The organism is Myroides odoratus (genome assembly GCF_001549985.1).
In the GTDB taxonomy this organism is placed as follows: domain Bacteria; phylum Bacteroidota; class Bacteroidia; order Flavobacteriales; family Flavobacteriaceae; genus Flavobacterium; species Flavobacterium odoratum_A.
Genome location: NZ_LROZ01000073.1, coordinates 1 through 385 on the forward strand (window position 1 = coordinate 1; position 385 = coordinate 385).

Genomic DNA, 385 nt, shown 5'->3' on the forward strand with positions numbered 1-385 from the left:
GGTATGGCGAGTAGCTGCGGGTAAGGCGGGGTATACATCATCGGGAAATCGAAAAACACCCGTCTGATACTCAATCGTTTCAATCAGTCCTGTAGGGTGTTTAATCTCCTTAATCAATCCTTCGGCGGTATAGTAGAACAACCACGTGTAGTTTTCTTCCAGCTGTCTCACTTTTTCCAAAAAACCATTGCCGATGGTCAATTGAATCTGGTAAGCTTCTTCTTCTCCAGGGAAAACAGAAACAACAGGAGCATGACGGTCCTGGTAACTAATCTCTACTAAAGTGTGATGATCATCAGCAATAGAGGCTAAACGAGCAACATTTCCTTCCCATTTCAAGTACACCGCATGGCCTTCATAAGTCTGAATACTAACGGTATTTTTA

General features: G+C 43.1%; 1 pseudogene. It reads right to left on the reverse strand.

Annotation, left to right across the window (positions count from 1 at the left end):
• A pseudogene (locus AWV75_RS19040) lies at window positions 1–385 on the reverse strand (type IV secretion protein Rhs); the annotation flags it as partial.